We start from the raw sequence: 16,068 nt of genomic DNA on the forward strand, positions 1-16,068 counted from the left end.
CCATTCCGGACATGCCCCTCCTCGTCGTCGGCGGAGTGGTGCTCCTGCTCGTCGCAGTCGTGGCGCTCACCCAGCCCGTTCTGCTGCCCCTTCTGGCCATGCCCCTCATCGTGGTCGTTCTCCGCTTCGGTGCGGGACCTGTGGACATGACCATCGCCGACTGGATTTTGGCACTCGCCTTCTGGCCTGCGGTCTTCTTCGCGCCTCGTCCCTTCAGTCCTGAGCTGCGCAAGCTCCTCTGGCTCAACGCGATCTACCAGGCCGCCACTCTCTTCACAGTGATCGCCAACCCCTTCGTCGCCAATGGCGTGGAGTGGTTCCACGCGTGGCTGCTCGTCTCTGGCGCGCTAGTCGTCGGGTGGGCTGTGGGAGCGACGGGGCAGGCTCGTCTGGGAGTATCGCTCTTCCTTCTGGCGTGCGTGGCCCTCGCCCTTCCGACCATCGCCGAAGGGCTGCTGCGATACGCGCAAGGCAACTTCAGCGAGGTGTATCCAAGCTGGCCTTGGAGCATGCACAAGAACTTCATGGGCAACCTGATGGGGATCGCCGCGCTGATCCTCTACGCCCGCCCGACCTGGCTGGGGTGGACGAAGCGCTGGGCCGTGCCCGCTCTGGTCGTCGTGGTCACCGCGCTGGCCGTCACGCAGTCTCGTCAGGCACTCGTCGGATTGGCCGTCGGACTACTCGTGGTGTCTTTTCGTCGGCACTCTGAACGGCGCCGTGGCGTCGTCGCCCTCATCGTGGTGGCGCCGATCCTTTATCTGGTGCTCACCATGGCACGAGACCAGATCGCCTCGGGGAACGAGCACAACTCTTGGTTCCAGCGACTGGAGTGGTATGCCGAGTCCGTCCGCATCTGGCTCGAGGCACCATGGTTCGGGCATGGGCTGCGTTACTGGACTCAGGCGGACGCTCCTGGGTTCTTCCAGCCACCTAACGCCTTTCTTGAGGTGCTGGCCTCAGCCGGTCTGGTCGGTCTCGGTCTGTTTGGCTTCCTGGTGCTCTGGGTCGGTGCAATCACTGTCCTGTATAGAGCCGACCCCGCGTTTGGCACGTTGGCCCTGGCCCTCGGACTCTCGCGGCTGGCACAGGCGCAGCTGGACCTCTTCTGGGTGTCCATCTCCGTCTCTGCGCCCTTCTTGCTCATCGGTGTGCTGCTGGGTCTCGCCGCTCACAAAGCCAGGGAGCCTATGCCCGAGCGCACTAGAGAGCCACTGGTCACACGGTGAAAGTCCGTCACCTTGTGCTGACCTCAGCCTTCGCCGGGGTCGAGCGTCACGTCGCCGTCCTCGCCAATCAGCAAGCGCGAATGGGTCACACTGTCGAGGTGTTGGGCGGAGACCCAGCGGCCATGCGGTTGCGCCTGCATCGAGGTGTTCGGCGCAATACGGCCGGAAGCTTGCCGGCGACCGCGCTTCGCTCCGTGCTGGCCTCCCCCGTGGACCTCGTCCACGCACACATGACTGCTGCCGAGACCGCGGCGCTGCCGACCCGCGCCCTCCGCGGGACGCCCGTGGTTGCCACCAGACATTTCGCCGCGCCGCGGGGCTCTGGCATGAAGGGTCGGCTGGTCCGCTCGCTGCTGGGTCAGCGGGTGGACGCCCAGATCTCTATCAGCTGCTATGTCGCAGGAGCGATCGACGGTGCCTCCACTGTGGTCTACCCCGGGGTCGAGGCTGTGGCCACACAAGACGGAGATCGTCGCCCCGTGGTTCTTGTCGTGCAGCGGCTACAGCCGGAGAAGCGGACGGACATCGCCTTGCGGGCTTTTGCAGCCGGTGCTCCGGAAGGTTGGTGCCTCGAGGTGGTGGGGCAGGGACCCGAGTTGACCGGACTGCAACGAGCGGCAGCCGACCTGGGGATTGCGGAGCGCACCACCTTCCTCGGCTTTCGTGATGACGTCGCCCAGCTCATGCGCTCGTCGGCTGTGCTCATCGCGCCCTGCGACATCGAGGGCCTGGGCCTCAGCGTGCTCGAAGCCATGGCCCAGGGTCTGCCCGTCCTGGCCAGTGACGCCGGCGCCCACCCAGAGACCGTCGGACGAGCAACTGACGCTCAACTCTTCCGGCCGGGTGCGGTCGCCGAGGCGGGGGCGATGCTGGCTCGGCTGTGCGAGGACGCTGACCTGCGGGCACGGTATGGGGAGCAGCTCCAGACGGTGCAGCGGACGACCTTCACGCCCCGCGCCCAGGCGGAGGGCACGGAGGCGGTCTATCAGGAGGTACTGGGATGACCGACCTGGTTGTGATCTCCCTGGAGCCCTGGGACGAGGTGTGGCGCAGGAACCAGCACCTTGTGGCCGGGCTGCTCCGGGAGGGACAGGTCCGGCGTGCCCTCTTCGTCGAGCCCCCGGTCGACGTCCTGCATGATCTGCGGAGCCGGAGACGACCCACGTCCACGGGGATGCGCAGCGTCGATCTCGAGGGCGCCGAGGGCAGGCTGTGGGCACTCCGACCTCAGAAGACGCTCCCTCGCCGGGTCGATCCTGCGGGGGACCGCCGGCGTGCCCGCACCGTGGTGCGGACCGCGCAGCGCCTCGACCTGAGGGACCCCGTGCTCTGGGTGAACGACCCCGGTGGCTGGGAGGTGCTGGCGGCGTCCGGTTGGCCCGCCCTCTACGACATCACCGACGACTGGCTGGTCGCGGACCGCCCCGAGCCCGAGTTGGCCCGTCTCCGGCGGCAGGAGACCTCACTCTTCGCCGACTGCCGAGAGGTCGTGGTCTGCTCCGAGGGTTTGGTGCGGACGAAGTCCCAGCATCGGGACGTGGTGCTGATCCCCAACGCCGTCGACGTCGAGCCCTACCGATCACGGCAGCCTCGACCGGCAGACGTGGGTGAGGGGCCTGTCGCGCTCTATCTCGGCACGGCACACCGTGACCGCGTCGATGTAGGCCTGCTCGTCAGGACAGCTCTCCACCTGGGTCGGGCCGTCGATGGCACTGTGGTGCTCGTCGGCCCTGCCCCTCTTCCGCGTGACGACCTCGCGCGCCTGCAGGCCGCCGGTGTGCGCGTCCTCGGCCATCGCCCCAGCAGCACGGTGCCGGCATACCTGCAGCACGCCGACGTCCTCATCGTGCCGCACGTCCTGACCGACTTCACCGCGTCCCTCGACCCCATCAAGGCGTACGAGTACCGGGCGGCGCGACGCCCGGTGGTGTCCACGCGGGTGCCAGGGTTCGAGGACAGCACCGACCCTCTCGTCACCACCGTCGAAACCGACAACTTTCCGGAGGCCGTCGCTGCGGCCATGGTGCGACCGGCACCCTGGTCGCCCGAGATCCCCCAGGACATACCGACCTGGTCACAGAGGGTCGTGGAGATGGCGGACGTCATAGCGCGAGTGCGGGCGGGGCACCCGTGAACGGGCAGCAGCACGTCACCTTCGTCTCCCACACGAACAAGCCGGGCGGCGGCGAGCTCGCCCTGCGGCGATACCTGGAGGCGACGACCCTTCCGGTGCGGCTGGTGACGCTGGAGGGTCAGGGTGTCTGGGCAGGGCTCAGTGCCGACGTGGTGGAGGTCAGCGGTCTCCGCGGTCTGGCCAGAGCCATCCGGGGTGAGAAGCTGGTTGTCGCCAACTCCATGCGTGCGGCATTCCTCTGCGCAACCGTGCTCCCGCGCGGGACTCGGCTAGTGTACTGGGTGCGAGATGGCCTTGCGGACGGTGCGATGTCGGAGTTAGCCCGCACGCTCACAAAACATGTAACGCGGCAGAAGATCACTCACTACCTAGCCAATTCACACTATACCTCCGCTTCGATTCGGCAAGCGTTAGGAGTGAACGAGAACGCGATCACCGTGGTACACAGCATGTCCGGAATAACTGTGCATGACCCACCTCGTCCACGCACGCCTCCCGAAGCACCAATTCGCCTATTGTATTTGGGGCGGATCGCTCCTTGGAAAGCTCCTGACGTAGCTATTCATGCACTCGGCGAACTTCACGGGATGGGGATCGACGCCTTGCTCACTATAGCCGGCGGCGCTCTCTTTGGGGAGCGTCGGTATCTGCGCCATCTACAGACCTTGGCCAAGAATAGCCCGGGCGTGAGTCTGCTTGGACATGTGCCTGACGTGACAGACCTGCTGAATAATCACGATATTTTGATACATAGCTCCATCCTTCCCGAGCCGTTTGGTCAGGTCGTTATACAGGGCTTAGCTGCTGGGTTACCGGTCGTCGCTACAAACCTAGGCGGGCCGAAAGAGATTCTGGCGTCATCCTACAGACTTCTTTACAGACCTGGCGATCCTCTGGACTTGGCAGAATGCGTAAGAACTGCACTGGCGGACTATTCCGAAGTCAGTACGTGGTCGCTGAATCGTGCGCGTGCTTACGCTGACGAGGTGATGTTGAAAAGGACGGATGAGGTCCTCCAGGCATTGAGCCAATAACCTGAAATGGGCCGGTCGGTGGTGGCGACAATGCAATCCGCCCAATTAGGAACACCCAAGAACGAAAGCATGCAGAGCCTCCTACGTCTCACATCCGTCGTTTATTGGAACGGCGGCCTGGCCGTCGCCGCCCTCGTGGCCTGGCCTTGCAGGTCCTTGGCGATCGCCGAGAAAGCTCGGGAGTTCGCGCGGACGAGTTCATCCTCGATCCGCCGAGCGCGGTCGTCGCCGTAGAGTGCGTCCCAAACGTCCTCGTAGGATTGAACGGTCCTCCTTACTGTCGCGGCCAATTCTCCGAGGGCACTTGTCAGTACGACATCTCCATACACGAGCTCATGCTGCAGAGGGAACTCCTCCGACACAACGACAACCTCACGCAAGATGGCTGGCAATACCCGTAGTTCTTCGAGAGAATGGTGATGAGGTGTCTGGTGCACATTTAAGAGAACGGCGATCTGATCAAAATGCTCTTCATAGTCTGCCCAGACGTTGCTAATGTTTATCACGTCAATGCCCATGGCCCGCAACTGCTCCTTGACCATCCCTCGCCGGCCGCTATCAGGACTCCCGTGCATCGTAGCTACCACTACGTGCGACCGCTTGCCCAATGCGCCGCGAGCAGTGGTGAGAAGTGGAGCAACGTAATGCGCGCGACCTGCATAGGACGCTGCGAGAGAGGACCTCAAGATATTCTGGATATTGGGTGCAGAGTAATCAATGACGCTACTGGCGCGCGCGTAGGAAGCGTCGCCTCCAACGAGGCGCGCTAGATACTTTTCATGCCCGCCAGGGGCGTCCACACTGCCTTCCACGGCTCCTTCTGCGTCTCTCCCTCCCGGCAACACTAAAGTGTGCTCCAGCTGTAGCAACACGACCGGTGCTTGTCTGGGTGGCGCGCTTAGATGCTCCAGTAACACAAGCCATGGCCTTCCGCCCCCGAGACTCGTTTGGTGCTGCGACAAGGCGTCTAGAATTCCGCGCTGGCAATACCTGTAGTAGGCCTCGACAAAAGCGGGGGGACTGGCTAGGACCATCAAGCTGGCCCCCGCCCGGCGTGTCTGGCGAAAACCAAGGCGGGGGCAGGCAGCGCCGAGCCTACTGACGAGCCCGCGCAGGAGCGAGCGCAGCGACGGCTTCACCCGTCACAGGTTACAGTGCGGCGGATCCGACATCGCTGGTAGCGAGTGGCGGCCGCAGAAGCGAGACGGAGTTGAGCTGACACCAACTATCCCACGCAAGTCGTGCCGAGGACGCCAGTGGCGGTCGAACGGAGCGAGCATGCGGGGTAGACGTACCCCAAGGCGTCGGTCACGGGCTTCACTGAAGCGTCAGCCGAGCCCTTGCAACGAAGGGGCGGCAGGGCCTGCGTGATGTCCGCAGCACAACGTGGCGCCGCCGCCGTGTTCGCGTGGATGCACGTCGCTATCGGCAGTTTGGATCCGGGCCGCTGGGGGTGATAGGCGGGTAGATCCCACGCCACCACGCCCGGGAACTTCAGCTTTCGACACCCGCTGAAGCGGTACGCAGTGCCTGAAGGGACTAGCTAGGGTGTGCTGGGCGGGAGTTGTGCCGTACAGAGAACCTAAGGACTCCTCCCCGGCTCGAAAGAACATGCCTGCAAGGAGGTTTGGCTGTGTTTCAACTTCACAACCCGGGTTCCGGGTCGAGTAATCGAAAGTTCTCCGTCGTCATCCCCACGTTACAGCGGTCTCCGCAACTTAGGCCGTTGGTCGAGAAGTACTGCGGGAGCAATCTCGTTGGAGACGTGATCATTATCAATAATGCGCCACAAAGCCTGGTGTTCCAGTCGCCCAAGGTGCGAGTGCTGCAGCAAGACGACAACATCTATGTGAACCCGGCCTGGAATCTCGGCGTTGAGTCAGCCCACCACGATCTTCTCCTGCTTAGTAATGACGATATCGATTTCTCCGAAGGTATGCTCGAGTGGGCTCACCACGTCCTAACGTTGCCATTCGTCGGTATCGTCGGGCCCGCAGAAAAGGCTTTGAATAGCGGCCGCACGGGCATGCTCTGGTTCACCCCTGCGCGCGTGCGCACGACTGGGTACGGCGTGTGATGGCCATGCGTAAGGCATCGTATGTTCACGTTCCAGACGACTTGTTAATCTGGGGAGGGGACGACTGGTTGTTCTATCGCCAAGACTGGCGCCTCAATCTTCACCTGCATGGCGGTAGAATCACAACGAAAATGTCCGAGACGGTGAACTCAGAGGAACGTTTCATGGGCCTGGCTGCCGAAGACCACCGTCGGTACTTGGAAAATCACAGCCAGATTGAAAGAAACTATCGGCGATACCATCCCATCTACTGGCTTCTCAATCGGACGACAAAGATCCATAGACCCTCTGGGTGACCGATATGTGAATAGTACTAGCTTAAGCGCGGGGTGTGCAGCACCCGTAGGCCAGACCAACGCGGAACCCTAGAATCGAGTCGACTCGCCCGAGTGTGGGTATAGTCTTCCCTCGATGATGACCGCAGCAAGCCCTCTGAGCCCACGAGACCTCCAGCAACGGGCGGTGTCGGGGGCGGCTTGGACTCTGCTGCATACCCTTGTCTCCCTTCCTTTGGCATTCGCAGTTAACGTCGCTCTGGCGCGGGTCCTCGGTGTCGCTGATTACGGGCGATTGGCTCTCTTGACTGCCGTCATAGCTATCGCATCAAGTATTGTTTCCTCGGGGGTTGGGTCCGCGCTAACCCAATTCGGTGCCAAGGCGCACGCAGCGGGACGACGCCGAGAAGTGCAGGATCTTCTGGCGAGAAACCAGGGTTTCCGTCTAATGATAGTCGCACCGTTCTTGACCGCCACGGTAATCCTGTTTGTCGACCTGCCGCTGACCCTTATGGTGGTAGCCCTGTTTTTCGGTGTTTGGCTTCCCGCGTTTTCAGCTGGGGGTCCCGCTGGTTTGACGCTAGAGAATAGAACTGCTGCGGGGGCGCGCTTGGCGATGTTGACGGCCCTGCTCATGCAACTTTCCGCTATTCTGGTCCTGGTTGTTGCCCCTAGCGCAGAGAGGGTATGGGCGGCACGTACCGTCGTCGGGGGTGTGCTCGCCTTTTTGTTGCTTTATGGCTGATAAGTAGGGACTACCGGAAGGCGGCGATCTCACCGCGGTGGCCCTTTGCCCTGCCCCGTCGATTCTGGTCGTTTGCACTACCCGCCTCAGCGTCGGGGATAATCGCTGCCCTTGCAGCCTCTCGATCCGAAACCGTTCTGCTGGAGATCCTGTCCGACTCTACTCAGCTTGGCCTATACGCACTGGCGTTCGGCTTGGCGGGACATCTCTTCGCACCCGCGCAGGCACTCTTGAACCCCTTGATCCCAGCCGTGTCTGGCTTGCGGGAAGTGGAGCCGGTTGCCGTCGGTCCGGCTTTTGGTCGCACACTGCGTACGACGAGCACCATTGGGGGACTTGTTCTCGCCGGGGGGGCGCCCGTGTTAGCTCTTCTCGTCCCGGCCATCTACGGTGAGGCTTATGCGGGCGCCCGCGCCTTGGTTCTTGCGCTAGCGGTAGTGGCCGGAATAAATTTGCTGACTGCTCCAATGGAGGCCTTCACCTCTGCGCGATTGCGGGGCAAGAGTTTGCTGGCAATGAATGCGTCCACACTACTTTTCGGGGTGGCCATCGGCATACTCCTGATCCCGTCGTTCGGCGCCTGGGGTGCGGTTTGGGCAAAATTGGCCATCACAGTGGGGCGTCTTGTGTTCTTCGTGATTTTCGAGCGAATGAGTTTCGGGGTTGGCTTTGTCCAGTTAATCCTGGCCGCGACGCCGGTTCTTCTTTCATCCGTTGCGGGGATCGCGGGGTACGCGCTAGCGCGTACCCTCATGATGGCATGGAACGTGGAGTCACTACTGGGCGTCTTGGGACTTGCGGCCGGGGTGGGGGCTATCGCGTCCGCGTTGTTCGTGGCAAGTCTATGGGTGTTCCGCAGCGGCCTGACGTCCGGTGATGCTCAAGTCATCTCGAGGCAAGGGGGCAGCCGTCTGGGACGGCCTCTTGCCATGTCGCTTCGCTTGGTCTCGCACGCTCAGGACCTACGCGAGGCCGGTCCTCAGCGATCTAGGTAAGGGTCGTCGAGGACCGCGGGTGAGGATTAAAGCGGGGATCCGATGGCGCTAGCCGGCATGTGGCCTGAAGAAGCCGGCGCTGGATGCGACTCTTGGTCCTGACCGTGAGGGGCCAGCTCTGGGGGTAGTTGTCCCCCTCGCTAGCCCGGTGCTCGACACGAGCATGTAGATATGTTGCCCGCATCTGCCTGTTACGCCTCATCCACGAGTCGACGCGTTGTTCAAAGACTGGGGTCACGGGCGCGAGCGGATACCGGTAGGAGGCGGGGACGCTGGGCTTGGTCCAATTCTGTCCAATGAATGTCTCGCGATGGCAAAGAAAGGCCAAGTCACTGAAGCCGTATCCGATCGCGAAATCGGACGTCACTCTGGTGGCCTCTTGTTGAGGGAGCTCAGGGTGCCAAGCAGGACTGGCTACCGCCACAGCGGGGTCGTGCTGCAGCAAGTGGAGCGCGGGCGTGATCCAGTTGCCCCCGGCAACTTGAACCAGATCGGCGTCCCAATACAGTAACCAGGGGCTGCCCGAAACGGTCAGGGCGACGAAGGCGCAATCAGAGAAATGGGGAACGGCGCCCAGGTGTTTCTGGCGTAGCCCAAGTGTTTGCAGCGAGGCATCTATCTGATCTGAGACGAAGTGGGCCTCGTCGATCTCACCCGAGCTCAGCAAAGCTTCAGATCTTCGTCGAGCGTCGTTCGGGTCATCGGTGTTGTTGATAAGAACGACGGTTCGTGCGAAGGGGAAACGTAGGGGGGCTTGCGTTGTCTTAAACCACCCTGGCGCAAGCACTTTCCGGTATGTGCGCTCGTAGACGTTGACAACGAAATCGACCAACTCGTTCATCGGACCTCCCTGCCGTGTCGCGCTTGGCTCTAGGCGTTGTGCGCACAGGGTAACCTTCCGGAGTGACGGGCGCGACGACTGCGAGTGACGGTGGTGGGGTGTCTCAGTCTCAGGTGGCTCCGCACTGGGCCGCCCTCGATGGTCTCCGAGGGCTGGCGGTCGTTGCGGTGCTCATCTTTCACGCGCTTCCGACGGTCTCCCCGAACGGCTTCGCGGGCGTAGACATCTTCTTCGTCCTCAGCGGCTTCCTGATCACCTCGCTGCTTCTGCGGGAGCGAGCCACGACGGGGCGTGTCTCGCTCCGGCACTTCTACATGCGTCGGATCCTTCGGCTCGACCCAGCCTTAATCATGGCAGCCATGGGCGTCCTCCTCCTGGCGTGGTTGGACGGGGAGCTCAGGGAGGCGCTGCCAGGAGTTGCCTCCGCACTCGTCTACATGTCGCACGTGACGATCGCGCTCGGCGTGGACTCAGGCCTTCTCTCCCACACCTGGACCTTGTCGTTGGAGGAGCACTACTACCTCTATTGGCCGGTCGTGCTGCTGGGTCTCCTGCGTGGCGGCTGGTGGCGCTGGGTTGCCATTGCGGGGTTGGTGGCCTTGGCCCTGATGGTGATCCCGGGACTTCTGCCGGGCACCCTGTCCGGTATGTATGTACTGGCGGGGGTTGACGATGATGATCGGCAGCGTCGTCGGCGTCCTGCTGCACTGGCGGCGCACGCTCGTCAAGGGCGACAGATGGGGCGCGCTCGGGTCTTGGGGCCTCCTGCTGCTCGCCGTCGTCGTGCTAGCCCCCATCCATCTGCCAACGGCGCTCTCACGCGGGCCACTGGGGCTACCTGCGCTCCTGTCGGTGGTCGTCATCCTCGGCTTCGTCGGTACGCCCGACTCCATGGGCGCGCGGGCGCTCAGCCTGCCCGTCTTCACATGGGTGGGCAAGCGAGCCTATGGGCTGTACCTCTACCACTTTCCGATCATCCTCTCGCCGCTGGTCCCTGGGACCTTCGAGCGACTCGGGGTGGATGCGCCCCTGGTCGTCGATCTCATCGTTGCCCTAGGGCTGACCATCCTTGTGGCATGGGGCTCCTATCGATGGGTCGAGGTCCCCTTCCTGCGCATGAAAGGCCGCTTCCGGGGTGGGATCGCCGAGGCCGAAACCCCGACCAGAGCGGCCTCGTAGAGCTTGCGCAATCGCGGTGCCTGTGTGACGGCCGAGAACTTCTGATGGAATCGCTGTGCCGCAGCTGCCGAGGCGGTGGCGTAGGTCGCGGGGGCGAGCAACTTCTCGATCGCAGTCGAGACGGATGCTGCGTCTGGCCGGCTCACGAGGCCGGCACCGTCTCCAACGAGGTCTGGTAGGGAGCGGTAGTCGGACACCACCGCAGGTATGCCCTGCGAGATTGCCTCCATCGCGCTGTAGGGCACACCGGTGTCAAAGCCCGAGGGATAGGCCAGCAGGTCGATAGACGGCAGGATCTCTTCTAACAGTTGTGAGCGGGCCACCTGCGAGAACCAGCGGATGCCGGTCCGGTGCTGCTCGGATTCGGAGAGCCGGGCCGGGGAGCCCACAATGATCAGACGGAGCGTGGGATGGCGCTGCCGAAGGGCCGCAAAGGCCTCGAGCACGATCATTCCGCCCTTCGCCGCGAAGTCCCGAGCGACGAAACCGATCGTGCGTGGCGCCTCATCCCGTGCCTCACTGGCCCGTCCCAGGGAGAGGTAGTTGGGTTGGACGGCGATGCGAGCGCTCGGCCAACCCCGCTCCTGCAGCCAGGTCCGCAGGTACTCGCTGGGGCTGATGAAGAGGTCTGCGCGACCGAGCCGAGCCGCGCACATCGTCGCACCCCATAGCCAGCCCAGGGCGTGGTCAATTCCTTCCGCCATGGCCACGCGAGTTCGCCCCCACCCCCACGCGTCGGCGTAGACCCACCTCAGCGGTCCGCCTGCGCTCGCCACGACAGGTGGGTGTGCGCCCAGGAACCGGTGGTGGAAGACGTGCACGTGAACGAGATCGAATCGCTGCGGATTGACACGAAAGATGCGGATCGGTTCTCGGTATGCCAGACCCGACCTGCGCACGAGACGCTCAAGTTTGCGAGCCAGCGCGACGCCGGCCTGCAGGACGAGGTCGGGGCCAGATGCCGCCCTCAACGACTCCCGCGTCCCTAGTTCCGTCAGGTCTCCCTGTGCGATGGCCTCGTCGTAGGTGGTGTACGCCACGCCGGGCGGGGGGGTGCGCACCAGCTGCTCGGTATACGTCACGTCGCCGGACGGAGGATCCAGGGCGGCCACGGGAGAGATCAGCAGCACCCGCAGATGGGGCTGAGTCTGCTCGGACGTACACACGACGGCGGCGCTCCTGGTGGTAGGGGCAATGACAGCCAGGTGTCGAGTGTAGTTTTGCAGCCACGAGCGTCGGACGGAGGGTGAGCGGTGTCTGTGGGGTTTGTCACCAACGTGTACGAACGTACCTACCGGGACGTGCTCTCGCCCGGCTACGTCGCTGGCATCGTCTCCTCACAGCGGCATCAGATGGATGAGGTTGTCGTGCTCATCAACAACGTCGACTCCCGGGGGGACGCCGCGGAACGTGCGGAGAACCTCGTGCGACGCGGGGAGATCACGTCCTTCGCGTTCGTCGCGGGACCACATCGACAGCGCCCTCGCGACAGCGGGGATTGGGCGGCGCCAGTTGGGGAAGCGGCCATATCTCGTCGACTTCGGGTTGGTCATGCCGCACGTTCTGTCCACACGATGGTTGCTGGGGTGGGACGCAGAGTCACGTCTCGTCGACCCGCAGAACTGGATCGAGCCTGCCATCGACCTGATGCAGGCCGATCCGAGGGTGTTCCACGTGTCACTGCACCGACCGGCACGCACTGAATGGGAGCCCGTACTGGAGCGGGAGGCCGCTGAGCGGAGAGGTCGATACATCTACAACTGGGGGTTTAGCGATCACGTCTTCCTCGTCGAGCGACAGCGACTGATTGGTGCGCAGTTCCGCACCTTCGCGCCGGCGGCAGTTGTCCGTCACGCGCCGCATCCTTACACCTTCGAGTTTCGTATGGAGAGTTACCAGCGCGCTGCCGGTCTGTTCCGTGCAACAGCAGCAGATGTCCACTACGACACAACACCAGCCCCCAGCCCCCCAGGGGTGCTGGCCCGGACGGGGGGTTCTCGATGGGACGATATGCGCATCAGGGCGCTTTGGCAGTTTGGCTGGACCGTGCTCGATCGTCTTCCCTCCGCTTTCGGCCCGCGCTTCAAGCGCTATCCTCCGGATCTCCCGCGTTCGTCCCGAACGGCGCGTTGACGGTCAAAGGATCAGATGACGGGCTGGCCCCGTTGGGGTGCAGGACTGTGCGGTAGACCCAGCAATAGAGATCGGTCACCCGCTCCCACGTATATGCGGAGACGGTCGAGAGTCCCTCAGTTCGGAGGCGCTCCGCCAGGGCAGGGTCAGCCAGGACCTGATCGATCCGATGCGCCGTGGCTGTCACATCCTCGGGATCGATCAGCAGTCCGTCCCCCCCGTCCGTCACGAACCCGGCCGGTCCGCCACGGCATGTGGCGAGCACAGGCGTGCCAGCCGCCCAGGCCTCCAGGACGACGATCCCGAAGGGCTCGACCCGGCTCGGGACGACGACCGCGTCGGCTCTGGCCATAAGGCCCTGCACTTCTGAGGCCGTCCGACGACCGAGGAAGTGGACGCGGTGCGAGATGAAGAGCGACTCGGCCAGTTGCTCAAGACCGCTCCGCGCGCTTCCCTCCCCGACGATCCAGACTGTGGGTTCGAACCGCGACTGCGCGGCCGCACGAAGGAGGACATCAAAGCCTTTCTGCGCGACGAGCCTACCCGCCCCCATCAGCACGGGTTGCTGTCCGCTCTCACCGCTTGGGGAGCATGTGTCTGGGATTGCGCGACGAGGAGTGACACCGTTCGGGACGACTCCCACATCGCGAGCGCCAAATCGGTTTCGCAGGTCGTCCGCAACGAAATCCGAACAGGCCGTGACGACTCCCGAACGGATAGCGCGGCGCAGTGAGACGCGAAGGAGTGCTGATCGATCGTAGATCGAGTGTTCGTCCATGATGGTTTCCCCATGCGATGACACCACCAAGGGACTGCGAGTCATCGTGGCCAGCGCCAGACCATAGGGGCCGTTCGGGCCGAAGCACTGCACGTTGATCACGTCGGGACGGAAAGTTACGTAGGCGCTGATCCACCTCGCCAGAGCTCTGGGAGCCCGCAGGGCCAACGAGCCCAAGGCCCGCACCGATCGCGCCGGCAACGGTGTGGGGAGGTAGCGCACCCGGCATCCGTCCACCACCTCGTCCCGCAGCCCATCTCCCCGGTCGACTGTCCACACCTCGACAGCGTGCCCACGCGCCAGCAGTTCCTTGGAGACGTGGCGCACGTGCTCCTCGACGCCGCCGAAATGCGGGTGATAGGAACTCGAGACGAGCGCGATCCTCATCCTGCTCGGGTCCATCGGCCCTCCTCTGGTCGGTGTGGGTCAAGCCCACCCCGCACGCTAGCCTCTCAGGAAGTTGCCGAGGAGGAGAGTCTTGCCCGAGCTGGCCATCGCGACCACCGCGACCTCGACCCCCATGGGTGCCCAGGCATACCAGGCGGCCATCATTGACCGCGCCCAGCAGGCTCTTGCAGCGGAGAGCCCCCAGCCGTGGACGGTCCGCTCGCTCGTAGCCCGGTCACTGCGGTCTGATCTCCCTGGCAACCGGCGCCTGCCAATGGGGCGCCTATTCACCGCTTCCGAGCGGGAGCGTCGGCTGCTGGGCCAGATGGTGTGGCCCCGGTCCGCCGTCGTGCACCGGATGGATCTGATCCTGCCGCCGCCGGCGGGTCCAGACGTCATCACGCTGCATGACGTGGTGGCGTGGGAGTTCGAGGACGAGTCCGACCCCGTAGCGGCGGCAGCGGCCGAGTTGCGAGCCGCCGACGCAGTCATCTGTGTCTCGGACTTCACCGCCGGGGAGGCCGAGCGGCTGTTCGGGCTCAAGGACGCTGTGGTCATCCCCAACGGCGTCGGCGAAGAGTACTTCGCAGCCGTTCCGCTCAGTGCAAAACAGCTCACCAAGGTCGGATTGCAGCAGCCCTACCTGCTGTACGCCGGCGGGTCGGCCGCCGGAAGAACCTCCCGGGTCTGGCAGAGGCTTGGCGGTTGGTCCACGATCGTCTACCGGAACACTCACTGGCCCTCGCCGGTCCCCGAAACCCGGTACGCGCCGCTCTCTTCGCGGGCCTGCCCAGGGTCGTCCACCTCGGTCGGCTGCCGGACCCGCTCATGCCGGGGCTCGTTGCCGGCGCTGCCGCCGTCGTGGTCCCCTCCCTCTACGAAGGCTTTGGACTGCCAGCTTTGGAGGCGATGGCGGCCCGGGTGCCTTTGCTCTCCAGCAACCGCAGCTCGCTTCCAGACGTCGTTGGCGACGCTGGCACGCTCGTCGACCCAACCGGCCCGGCTTTGGCCGAGGGGATGGAGCACGTAGCGGTTGGAGGAGCTGTGATCTCGGCTCTGGTCGCCAAGGGACGGAGACGTGCGGCGGAGTTCACTTGGGAGCGCAGTGCGCGCCGCCATGCTCAAGTATGGGACTCAGTGGCGCGATGACCTGAGGCCTGGCAAGAGCATCGATGTTGAAGGCCCGCTGGTGTGGGCGCTGCACGCGTGAGGCAGCCAAGTGATCTGGCGCTAGGGTGCCGCGCATGGGGAAGGTCACCGCAATCATCCCGGCGTTCAATCCGGGTGCCCATCTGACGCGGTCGCTCGGCAGCGTCCTCGCGCAGAGGGATGTAGATCTCGACGTGGTCGTAGTCGACGATGGGTCGGCTCAGGACATCACCGATACGCCGGGCCTCGATGACCCAAGAGTGACGTTGGTTAGGACGCCCAACAGAGGTGTCTCGGCCGCCCGAAACCTTGGCGTGGCTATGACTGATGCTGAGTACATCGCCTTTCTCGATCAGGACGACGAGTGGGCCGCCCCGGACAAGCTCGCCCGCCAGATAGTCGCTCAGACTGAGCATCCCGACGCCGGGTTCGTGCACACGGGCTTCACGTGGGTCTTGGCGGACCGTGAGCAAGACGCGTCCACCCCAGCTCCGGTCAGCTACGAGGACAATCTGGCTGGCGGACGATGCTACGTCTGTTTGTCTTCCATCTTGGTGCGCCGCGATCGCTACGTGACCGTCGGTGGCCACGACCTCACGATGGCACAACAGCAGGACTGGGACCTAGTGCTCAAACTTCTGCGACTATATGGACCCGCGGTTGCTGTCAACGGTCCCCTGGTGCGCTACCACGTTCACGGGGGGAACGCGTCCGGCGACTATGTGCGGGCCGAGGCGGAGTCGGACAGGGTCTTCCGTCGAAACACCTCTCAGGCCACCGCCTCCCTAGTCAGACGGGGACGCCGAAAGGCGGATAGATTGTATGCGTCTAAGGGCGTCGACGCCTCCCGCGAAGCGCTGCACCGTCGTGACTTTGCGGGTAGTGTCAGGCACCTCGCGAACGCTGGGCGAATGGATCCAACGTCGGTCCCTAGGGCGATTTGGGGAACTGTGCGGCGTAGAATTGGGAACGACGGTGGCGCGTGGCGACAGCGGCAAGACTAGCTTGGGTAAGGCATGGGGCACGAGAAGGGGTCACGGACGGGCTAGTCGCGGTACAAGGGTGCTGCACGCATAGGTGATACCTGATCTGCCTAGTCCCTTGCGCTGGGC

13 protein-coding genes and 2 pseudogenes are annotated in these 16,068 nt (G+C 63.9%); 11 read left to right on the forward strand and 4 right to left on the reverse strand.

The genetic code is table 11. The features are described 5' to 3' along the window. Window positions 1–11: 11 nt before the first annotated feature. The 4 genes from ACQ95T_RS00845 (at window position 12) to ACQ95T_RS00860 (ending at window position 4,397) form a co-directional block, all read left to right on the forward strand. Complete coding sequence (locus ACQ95T_RS00845; RefSeq protein WP_431473391.1) at window positions 12–1,229, forward strand: O-antigen ligase family protein; 1,218 nt, start codon at window positions 12–14, stop codon at window positions 1,227–1,229. 80 nt (window positions 1,230–1,309) lie between these two features. After that, window positions 1,310–2,233 (forward strand): glycosyltransferase family 4 protein, encoded by a 924-nt coding sequence (locus ACQ95T_RS00850; RefSeq protein WP_425943112.1) that lies wholly within the window; start codon window positions 1,310–1,312, stop codon window positions 2,231–2,233. Then, window positions 2,230–3,363 (forward strand): glycosyltransferase, encoded by a 1,134-nt coding sequence (locus tag ACQ95T_RS00855; RefSeq protein ID WP_425942927.1) that lies wholly within the window; start codon window positions 2,230–2,232, stop codon window positions 3,361–3,363. Before ACQ95T_RS00850 ends, ACQ95T_RS00855 begins: the two co-directional genes overlap by 4 nt. Next, the gene (locus ACQ95T_RS00860; protein WP_425942928.1) at window positions 3,360–4,397 is read left to right on the forward strand and encodes a glycosyltransferase; all 1,038 of its coding nucleotides are present in this window, start codon (window positions 3,360–3,362) and stop codon (window positions 4,395–4,397) included. Before ACQ95T_RS00855 ends, ACQ95T_RS00860 begins: the two co-directional genes overlap by 4 nt. A gap of 101 nt (window positions 4,398–4,498) precedes the next feature. Here the strand turns inward: ACQ95T_RS00860 and ACQ95T_RS00865 are convergent, their stop codons facing one another. Next, window positions 4,499–4,939, reverse strand: coding sequence for a hypothetical protein (locus tag ACQ95T_RS00865; RefSeq protein ID WP_425942929.1), 441 nt, complete (start codon window positions 4,937–4,939; stop codon window positions 4,499–4,501). Between the two features lie 1,184 nt (window positions 4,940–6,123). On the opposite strand from ACQ95T_RS00865, the gene ACQ95T_RS00870 reads away from it, so the two are divergent. From ACQ95T_RS00870 to ACQ95T_RS00885, 4 genes and pseudogenes are all read left to right on the forward strand, one after another. Continuing rightward, window positions 6,124–6,474 (forward strand): glycosyltransferase family 2 protein, encoded by a 351-nt coding sequence (locus ACQ95T_RS00870; RefSeq protein ID WP_431473392.1) that lies wholly within the window; start codon window positions 6,124–6,126, stop codon window positions 6,472–6,474. 414 nt (window positions 6,475–6,888) lie between these two features. Then, complete coding sequence (locus tag ACQ95T_RS00875) at window positions 6,889–7,494, forward strand: oligosaccharide flippase family protein (protein ID WP_431473877.1); 606 nt, start codon at window positions 6,889–6,891, stop codon at window positions 7,492–7,494. Window positions 7,495–9,497: 2,003 nt separating this feature from the next. Further along, window positions 9,498–9,914, forward strand: a pseudogene (locus ACQ95T_RS00880) (acyltransferase family protein); the annotation flags it as partial. 82 nt (window positions 9,915–9,996) lie between these two features. Beyond that, the gene (locus tag ACQ95T_RS00885) at window positions 9,997–10,509 is read left to right on the forward strand and encodes an acyltransferase family protein (protein WP_431473393.1); all 513 of its coding nucleotides are present in this window, start codon (window positions 9,997–9,999) and stop codon (window positions 10,507–10,509) included. Here ACQ95T_RS00885 and ACQ95T_RS00890 read toward each other — a convergent pair. From ACQ95T_RS00890 to ACQ95T_RS00900, 3 genes are all read right to left on the reverse strand, one after another. Next, on the reverse strand, window positions 10,416–11,639 hold the full coding sequence (locus ACQ95T_RS00890; RefSeq protein WP_425942932.1) for a glycosyltransferase family 4 protein: 1,224 nt from the start codon (window positions 11,637–11,639) through the stop codon (window positions 10,416–10,418). The two genes, ACQ95T_RS00885 and ACQ95T_RS00890, sit on opposite strands and share 94 nt — an antisense overlap. A 207-nt stretch (window positions 11,640–11,846) precedes the next feature. Further along, the gene (locus ACQ95T_RS00895; RefSeq protein ID WP_431473394.1) at window positions 11,847–12,062 is read right to left on the reverse strand and encodes a hypothetical protein; all 216 of its coding nucleotides are present in this window, start codon (window positions 12,060–12,062) and stop codon (window positions 11,847–11,849) included. Between the two features lie 530 nt (window positions 12,063–12,592). Continuing rightward, the gene (locus tag ACQ95T_RS00900) at window positions 12,593–13,822 is read right to left on the reverse strand and encodes a glycosyltransferase family 4 protein (RefSeq protein ID WP_425942934.1); all 1,230 of its coding nucleotides are present in this window, start codon (window positions 13,820–13,822) and stop codon (window positions 12,593–12,595) included. A 310-nt stretch (window positions 13,823–14,132) separates the two neighbouring features. Between ACQ95T_RS00900 and ACQ95T_RS00905 the strand changes: the two are divergent. From ACQ95T_RS00905 to ACQ95T_RS00915, 3 genes and pseudogenes are all read left to right on the forward strand, one after another. After that, window positions 14,133–14,318, forward strand: a pseudogene (locus ACQ95T_RS00905) (glycosyltransferase family 4 protein); the annotation flags it as partial. Then, the gene (locus ACQ95T_RS00910; RefSeq protein ID WP_431473878.1) at window positions 14,228–14,956 is read left to right on the forward strand and encodes a glycosyltransferase; all 729 of its coding nucleotides are present in this window, start codon (window positions 14,228–14,230) and stop codon (window positions 14,954–14,956) included. The pseudogene ACQ95T_RS00905 and the gene ACQ95T_RS00910, both read left to right, overlap by 91 nt. A 95-nt stretch (window positions 14,957–15,051) precedes the next feature. Further along, on the forward strand, window positions 15,052–15,960 hold the full coding sequence (locus ACQ95T_RS00915; protein ID WP_431473395.1) for a glycosyltransferase family A protein: 909 nt from the start codon (window positions 15,052–15,054) through the stop codon (window positions 15,958–15,960). The last annotated feature ends 108 nt before the right edge of the window (window positions 15,961–16,068 follow it).

This window comes from Ornithinimicrobium carbonis (assembly GCF_050703245.1).
GTDB lineage: Bacteria > Actinomycetota > Actinomycetes > Actinomycetales > Dermatophilaceae > Ornithinicoccus.